This is a genomic window from Nocardioides sp., assembly GCF_035547795.1.
Lineage (GTDB): Bacteria > Actinomycetota > Actinomycetes > Propionibacteriales > Nocardioidaceae > Nocardioides.
The window spans coordinates 18,721-27,150 of the sequence record NZ_DASZUF010000182.1; the positions used below are offsets into that span (position 1 = coordinate 18,721).

Genomic DNA, 8,430 nt, shown 5'->3' on the forward strand with positions numbered 1-8,430 from the left:
GTGACCGATCAGCACGACGAGGGAGTACGGCGCTTGCGTTCGCGGCAGCGTGTCATCCAGGCCCTGCGGGATGCCGGCAAGGCGTCGCCCCGGAGCATCCGCGGCCCGATCGGCAGGCTCTCCCGCCGGTTCCGCTCCGGCTTCGAGGGCCCCCTGGTGAGCGTGGTGGTCGCGATCAGCGACGAGGACACCACCAAGATCGGCCCGCTGCTGTGGGACCTGCGCAACCAGGCGCACCGCAACCTCGAGATCCGGCTGGAGCCCTGGGGCCGGTGCGAGAGCGTGCGCGCGGTCGCCGCCGAGCATGCCGACGCCGACTGGCGGCTGATCCTGCCGCGGGCCACCGCCGCCGACGCCGCCGGCGCCCGCAATCGCGGCGCCGCGGCCGCGAAGGGCGACTATCTGGTCTTCGCCAAGGGCGGCGACAACGTGCCGGTGCACGGCATCGGTCGACTGCTGCGTTCGCTGGAGGCCAGCGGCTCGGACCTGGCCGTCGGCCGGATGCGCACGCCGCAGACGCCGCTGCCGGTCGTCGACTCGCCGTTCGGGGCCGCCCACACCGTCCACCGCGCTGGCGTCACGCTGGTGGAGGCGCCGATCGCCGCCACCGACCTCGGCCTGGGCAATCGGATGTGGCGCCGCAGCTTCTGGGAGCGCGCCGGTGTGCGGTTCGATCCCCGTCGCCCCACTGGGACCGACGTCGCCCTGGCCTCCTACGCCGCGGCCGGCCGCTTCGACCTGCTCGCCGAGGACGTCTACATGCCCACCGATCGGCGCGACGGCGTCGCGGTCGGGTCGGTGCTCGACATCCTCGGCACTCTCGACGACTGGCTGGCCGAGCACCAGGCCACGCAGGCCCAGCTGGAGCGGCTCGGCCTCGCGGCGGTGACCGACGCCTGGCTGTGGGGTGTGCTCGACACCGCCGTGATCCCGTTCGTCGACGACGCCGAGCGTGCCACCGACGAACAGTGGGCCAAGCTGCGCGAGCACGTCGGCCTGCTGCTCGACGCCGCCGGTGAGCAGATGTGGGGCACGCTGCAGGCCGAGTCGAAGGTGAAGCTGTGGCTGCTGCGGCACGACCGCCGGCCGGAGCTGGAGCAGTACGTCGTCGACCGGCTGTTCCAGCGCGGCGAGCGCCGTACCAGCGTGGTCGACGGCGCCGTCGTCGCCGACCTGCCCTACCGCGGCGACCCGGTGATCGGGGTGCCCGACGACTGCTACCTGATGCCAGACTCGGAGACGCCGCTGGTGGTCGAGGCGCGCGCGGTGCGCTGGGCCGGCCCCGCCACGCTCGAGATCGACCTGTTGGCCTATCCGGACTTCGTCGAGCTGCCCGAGGCCCCGGAGCTGGCGGTGGCGCTGGTCGGGCATCGCCAGGCGGAGGGCCGGCGGCTGGTACTGCCGGTGCGGCAGTACCAGGACCGCGCCGTCGACAGCCGGCTGGAGGGCCGGCGCTACCAGGACGTCTCGCACGGCACGTTCACCGTCACCGTGGACGCCGCCGCGCTCGCCGCGGCCGGGGAGGGGTCGTGGTCGCTCGAGGTCACGCTGCACAGTCAGGGTCTGAGTCGCACCGGCGGCGTCACCCGGCTCGACGACCGGGGCATCACCGAGCTGGTGAGCACGCCCCACCTGCCGTTGCGACATGTCGGTCCGGCCCGGCGCCGGGTCGGCGTGGTGGGCCGCGACGCGAGCATCTTCGCGGTCACCGTCCGTCCCGGGTACGGCGTCGCGCTTGCCGAGGCGTCGGTCTCCGGCCGGCGCGTCCTGGGCCGGCTGGAGGGCGCCGCGAAGGCGGTCCGGGTGGAGATGGCCGGGCTGTCGCACCGCGCCGACGTGGCCGCGGACGGCCGGTTCAGTCTCGACGTACCCGCTCCCTGGGAGGGCAAGGAGCATCTGCGCTGGCGGCTGCTCGCCGAGACTGCCGATGGTGGCACCACCGGCATCGCCTGGCCCGCTGATGACGGTGACCACCGCGCGGACGGCGACTGGCTCGGGGTCGGTCAGGGCGCGGTCGCGCTGGGCCGCAGCACCGACGGCGGCGTGGACGTGGTGGAGGCCGCTCGCACCTTCGTGGTGGACCGGGTCTGGCTGGCACCTGACGTGCTGCACGTGCGGGGCCACTGGCTGGGGGCAGCCGCGTCGGGCGCCAGCCTCACGCTGCACGGCGACCGGGTCAGCCCGTCCGCGCCGATCCTCGACGGCCGGGCGGAGCTGAGCACCCGCTGGGACGAGTGGCGGCTGGGCGCGCGGCCGATCCCGCAAGGCTTCTACACCTTCGAGGTCACCGCCGACGGCGGTCCGGGGCACGTGCTGTTCGGCGCGGAGGTGATCGCGGCGTTCACCGAGCACACCGTCGCGCACGGTTACCGGTACCTGACCACGCTGCGCAGCGGCGAGCACGGGGTGTGGCTGATCCGGCCGCTGCTCGACGACGAGCGCGGGCCGTTCAACCAGGGCCGGCTGCAGGCCGCCGCCCAGCGCCCCGGCCCGATCGACGAGCACGCGGTCTACCTGCAGTCCTACGCTGGCGCCTCGGCCACCGACTCCCAGCTGGCCATCCACGAAGTGCTGCGCCGTACTCGACCCGAGCTGACGATCTACTGGGGTGTCGCGGACTCGTCCTCGTGGGTGCCCGAGGGTGGCGTGCCGGTGCTGATGAGCTCGCGCGAGTACTACCGGGTGATGACCACCTCCAAGTACGTCTGCATGAACATCGATCCCGATCGCTGGTTCGTGGCGCGGCCCGAGCAGCGAGTGCTGCAGACCTTCCACGGCTATCCGGCCAAGTCGATGGGGATCCGGATGTGGCGGGCCAAGGGCTACACCGAGCGCCGCATCCAGCTCGAGCTCGGCCGCACCTCGCGGGACTGGACGCTGATCCTCACCCCGGCGCCGGAGATGGACGTCTACTACCGCACCGAGTACCGCTACGACGGGCCCATCCACGCCGACGGCTACCCGCGCGACGACGCCATCGTCGACGCGTCCGCGGTCGAGCGGCGGGCGGCCACGCGGGAGCGGCTCGGCATCGGTCCGGACCAGAAGGCGATCCTCTACGCGCCCACCTGGCGTGACGACCAGGCCACCAACTGGCGCGAGGCCGAGGCGGTTCACCACCTCGACGTGGCCGAGGCTTCCCGCCGGCTCGGCGACGACTACGTCGTGCTGATGCGCGGCCACCGGTTCCACGCGTCCGCGCTCAAGCGGAGCGAAGGCGCCCGGCTGATCGACGTGACGACGTACCCGGAGATCAACGACCTGATCGTGGCCGCCGACGCCGCCGTACTCGACTACTCCTCGCTGCGCTTCGACTTCGCCCTGACCGGGCGGCCGATGGTGTTCCTGGTCCCGGACCTGGCGTCCTACACCGGTGGCGTGCGCGGCTTCCTCTACGACTACCGCGACACCGCGCCCGGCCCGCTGCTCGACACCGCCGACCAGGTCATCCACGCGCTCGGCGACATCGACGCCCTGGCGCGCGAGTGGGCGCCGCGGATCGCCGCGTTCAACGCCAAGTACAACTACAAGGCCGACGGCCAGGCCGCCGAGCGGGTGGTCAAGGCGTTCTTCACCGACTGACCCGCGAATCGGGGTTTCCGCACCGTCGAATCGTGGATTTTTCACCGTTGAATCGGGCTTCTTGTCCGGCGGAGGTGGTGAATCCCGGACTCGGCGGTGCGGAAACCCCGACTCGGGGGTGGGGAAACCCCGACTCGGGGGTGCGGAAACCCCGACTCGGGGGTGGGGAACCCCCTATTCGAGGCCGGAGGCGAGCGCGGCCGCGATCGGGTCGAGTCGGCGCAGGTCGACCACATGGCCGGTCCCGCTGGAGATCAGCGTGTCCAGCGACGCCCGGGCGACCGCCTCGGAGGCCAGCAGCGAGTCGGCCGGCTCCTCGCCGAACGCCTTGGTGCGCATCGGCGTGCCGGTCCGCTCCGGGTTGACCACGTTGATCCGCACGCCGTCCTCGGCCCACTCGTCGGCGAGCGCCTGGGTGAGGTTGACGGTGCCGGCCTTCGCCGAGGAGTAGAGGCTGTAGCCCTTGCGGCCGCGGGTGTAGGACGACGAGGTGAACAGCAGCATCGAGCCCCGGGTCGCCTTCAGGTGCGGGTGGAACTCCTGGGCGATCAGGATCGGGGCGATGTAGTTGACTTCGGTGGCCGACCAGATCGTCTCTTCGGTGGTGTCGACCAGGTTGCTGATCGGCAGTACCCCGGCGGTGTTCACCACGAAGTCGATCCGGCCGAAGCGCTCCAGGGCGTCGGCCGCGGCGGCCGCGATGTCGGCCCGGCGGGCGACGTCGGTCTTCGTCGCCGAGCGGGAGTACGCCGCCACGTTCGCGCCGTACCGCTCCGCGAGCCGGGCGATGTCGGCGCCGATGCCGTAGGACCCGCCGAAGACGACCAGCGTCTTGCCGGCCAGCGCGTCCCGGTAGTCGGAGTCGGTGTTGTCCGGCAGCGGCTGGTGCGCGTTGAGCTGGAAGAGCTTGTCGGCGAGGTAGACGTCGATCGGCTCGGTGACCTTCATGTTCTGCTCGTCGCCGGCCACCACCCAGATCTTCACGCCGGGCAGGTAGCGCAGCACCACCGAGCAGTCGTCGGTCGCCTTGAAGTCGGGGTCTTGGTTGGCCTCGACGTACGCCGCCCGCAGCGTGGAGGCGAGGAACGCCTGCGGCGTCTGGCCGCGGCGCAGCCGGGACCGGTCGGGGATGTCGGCGATGGTGTTGTCGTCGGCCAGCTCGATGATGGTGTCGGCGCTGGGAATGGCGACATCGACGGCCTGGTAGGACTCCAGGGCCTTGAAGCAGTCGCTGATGATCCGGTGCGAGAGCAGTGGGCGGACCGCGTCGTGCAGCAGCACGTGACAGTCCTCGTCACCGAGCGCGGCCAGCGCCGCCTGGGTGGTGTCGTTGCGGGTGCCGGCGCCCTCGAGGATCCTGCTCACCTTGGGGTAGCGCCCGCCGCGGGTCATCGCGTGCACCGCGTCGAGGTGACCGGGCGCCATCATGATGACGATCTCGTCGACCTCGGGGTGTGCGTCGAGGATGCCGAGGGTGTGCTCCATGATCGGCATCCCGGCGACCTTGATCAGCTGCTTGGGCAGATCGAGCCCGACGCGGGTGCCGACACCCCCCGCCAGCAGTACCGCCACGTTGCGCAGCTTCGCCATGTCGCTCCTCAGCCTTCGTGCTCCTCGACGAACGCAGGCGAGTTTCCCACACGGCCGGCGTCGACCTGACAGCCGCGCGCCGTAGGATCACCGGCGATGAGCGAGCCCGTCGGCCCCGACCTGTTGTTGCCGCCGCGTGTCCGGCTGTTCCACATCGGCCCGCCGAAGACCGCCTCCACCGCGCTGCAGAACACCGCGGCCGCCCACCGCGCCGAGCTGCTTGAGCACGGCGTGCGCTACCCGGGGCGGGGCAAGTCGCAGCGGGCGGCGGTGGCGGCGTTCCTCGGCCGCCGGATCGGGTACGGCGGCGCCGCGCACGAGCCCGGCTCCATCCCGCCCGATCGAGGCGCCTGGGATGCGCTGCTCACCGAGATCGACGGCGAGGGTCAGCGGCGGATCTGGTTCGGCCACGAGTACGCCGCCGGCGCGGACGACGCCACCGCGACCCGCTTCGTCCAGGCGCTGGGCCCCCGCACGCACGTGGTCATCACACTGCGCGACTACGGCTCGATGCTGCCCTCGATCTGGCAGGAGTACAACAAAGCCGGCAACACCGGGATCTTCGACGACTGGCTGCGCCGCGTGCTCGCCACCCCGCGGCCCGACGACCTGGCCGCGACGTTCCACCGCCGCCATGACCACGGCGCGCTGGTCCGCCGCTGGGCGGCTGCGGCCGGCGCCGAGAACGTCACCGTGGTGGTCATCGACCCGGCGGACCACGGCCTGGTCTTCGCCGCCTTCGAGGCGATGCTCGGGCTGCCCGCCGGCCTGCTGGGCGGCGGCGAGGGCGCCTACGCCAACCGCAGCATGTCGGTGCCGGAGCTGGAGCTGCTGCGCCGGCTCAACCAGGTGGTCCGTGACGCCGGCGTGGAGTGGCGCGACTACCAACGCCTGGTGGTGCGGGGCGCCGCCCGTCGGATGCTGTCGGCGCGTCGCCCGGCCGCCGACGAGCAGCGGCTGGCGCTGCCGGCGTGGGCGGTCGAGCCGGTGCTGGCGGAGGCGGCCCGCCATGTCGAGGAGATCCGTGCCAGCGGCGTACGCGTCGTCGGCGACCTCGGCGCGCTCGCCCGGCGCCCGCGGGTGCGCGGCGAGGACGAGCCGGCCCATCAGGACGTCGCGACGGTGCCGATCCAGGCGGCCGTCGAGGCGCTGGCCGGGCTGCTCGCCGCCGCTGTCCCCGATCGGCATGTGACCACCCTCGATCGGACCTCGGGGCAGAACGCGCAGGAGCTTCCCGCGCCGTCGGGGCGACGAGCGTCACCGAATCCCCCGTTATGGTCATCCTTGATGAACCGCGAACTGCCCGACGACCTTCTGCTGCCACCCCGCGCGCGACTGTTCCACATTGGGCCGCCCAAGACGGCGTCCACGACTCTCCAGGCTGCGGCGGCAGACCATCGTGCGGAGCTGCTCGCCCACGGCGTACGGTATCCAGGTCCCCGACGCTCCCACCGGCATGAGGTCGCCGCTTTCGTCGGCCGGTCGATCGGATGGGTCGGCCAGCCCGGCGCCAGCGACGAAGCCGCGATGGCCAAATGGGACGCGCTGATGGCTGAGGTCGAGGCGGATCACGAACGTCGGATTCTGATGGGCCACGAGTATGCGGCTGGTGCTGATGACGCGACGGCCAAGCGCTTCGTCGAGGCGATCGGGAAGCGTATCCACGTCGTCATTACGCTGCGGGCCTACGGCTCGATGCTGCCCTCGATCTGGCAGGAGCACAACAAGGCCGGCAACGTCGGCCTCTTCGACGACTGGCTCGCCGGAGTCCTGGCTCGTCCGCGGCCCCAGGACCGGATCGAGCGGGTGCACATTCGCCACGACCAGGGCTGGCTCGTACGGCGTTGGGCACAGGCGGCAGGTCCCGAGAACGTGACTGTGATCGTGCTCGATCCAGCCGACCACGACTTCGTCTTCACTGTGTTCGAGAAGATGCTCGGTCTCCCGCCGGGGATCTTCGTCTCCGGGGGTCTCTCGCGCTCGAATCGCAGCCTCTCCGTGCCGGAGCTGGAGATGCTGCGTCAGTTGAACAAGGTGCTGCGCGCGAACGACCTGGCGTGGCGCGACTATCAACGCCTCGTAGCCAACGGCGCGGCACTGCGCATGCTGCAGACGCGCGCCCCACTGCCGGACGAGCAGCGGCTCGCCATCCCGGAGTGGGCGCTCGGGCGGGTCATGGACGACATGCAGCGGCATGTCCGCGAGATCGCGGACAGCGGCGTCCGGGTCGTGGGTGATCTCGACCTGTTGATGCGGCCGCCGCGGGTGCGCGGTGCCGACGAGCCTGTCCACGAGGATGTCACTAGCGTGCCGATCGAGGCAGCCGTCGAGGCGCTTGCGGGTGTCATTTCGCAGGCGAGCGGCCGTTCCTGGAACTTCAGCCCGCCCCGATCGCCCCAGCCCGCGGAAGTTCCGCCGTCGACTGGGCTGCTTGCAGGCTTCAGCGCCCGGGACCTGGTCGCCGAATTGCGGAGCCGAATCCGGCGGAAGGCATCTCGTGCTTTCAAAAGGGATTGAGTGACAACAACCGGGCGAGTACACTCCGCCGGCCGAGCATGTGCTCGGCCGGCACTCGCGTCACACGGGATTGCCTACGAAATACCCTAGATTGAACAGATGTGTTCCGCTGACGGCGCCGTCGTTGACGCCGAAGTAAAGGTATTGCGTGCCAGCGGAGTAGCGGATCGCCATACCCTCGAGTTCTTTGTGGGCGTATCCGGTGTTTAAGGTGAGGTTTCCGGAAGACTGGCTACTCTGATCGTTGTAGTTGTATCGATGAATCTGATTGGTTCCCGCATCCTCGTTGTACCAGCAGACATATGAGTATTGACCGTCGAGCGCATGCCCCGACATAAAGTGGTTCGTACCAGTGGTGAAGGGGTCTGTCGGGGTCCATGTGCCCAGCGGCGCAGGCGCGGGCCCAGTCCCGGCGATGTAGGCCTTCATCGCTGCTAGGTTGTACGTCGTAAGTGAATAGGTCCCGTTGTACCGGTATCGGACTTGGATGGTTCCGTGCTTGGCGTCAATGTAAGGTGTAAAGGCGGTCGCGCCGGTCAGCGACGGTGGCGGGGCGGGCCAGCGGGTGGGAGTTACGAAGACGTCATCGTCCGTGTTGTCGGCTCTTCGGATCTAAGCGTGGGTAGGCTGATGGCGTCCGGCGTGGCGTAGCCGCCGGAACGACGACGAGGTCTTCAGGATCAGGAGCGACCAAGCAACCTGAAGAACTGAAGACCTCGACATGACGCACTGTACGTGCGG

The 8,430-nt window shown here is 70.5% G+C and carries 4 protein-coding genes; 2 read left to right on the top strand and 2 right to left on the bottom strand.

What is annotated here, in order from left to right; genetic code table 11:
- On the top strand, positions 1–3,582 hold the full coding sequence (locus VHA72_RS13645) for a CDP-glycerol glycerophosphotransferase family protein (protein ID WP_325576112.1): 3,582 nt from the start codon (positions 1–3) through the stop codon (positions 3,580–3,582).
- A gap of 174 nt (positions 3,583–3,756) precedes the next feature.
- Here VHA72_RS13645 and VHA72_RS13650 read toward each other — a convergent pair whose 3' ends face one another.
- A complete protein-coding gene (locus VHA72_RS13650; protein ID WP_325576113.1) occupies positions 3,757–5,172 on the bottom strand; it encodes an SDR family NAD(P)-dependent oxidoreductase in 1,416 nt (471 codons plus the stop codon).
- A 96-nt stretch (positions 5,173–5,268) separates the two neighbouring features.
- On the opposite strand from VHA72_RS13650, the gene VHA72_RS13655 reads away from it, so the two are divergent.
- A complete protein-coding gene (locus VHA72_RS13655) occupies positions 5,269–7,689 on the top strand; it encodes a hypothetical protein (RefSeq protein ID WP_325576114.1) in 2,421 nt (806 codons plus the stop codon).
- A 60-nt stretch (positions 7,690–7,749) separates the two neighbouring features.
- Here VHA72_RS13655 and VHA72_RS13660 read toward each other — a convergent pair whose 3' ends face one another.
- Positions 7,750–8,118, bottom strand: a complete 369-nt coding sequence (locus VHA72_RS13660) for a hypothetical protein (protein WP_325576116.1) — start codon at positions 8,116–8,118, stop codon at positions 7,750–7,752.
- Positions 8,119–8,430 lie beyond the last annotated feature (312 nt).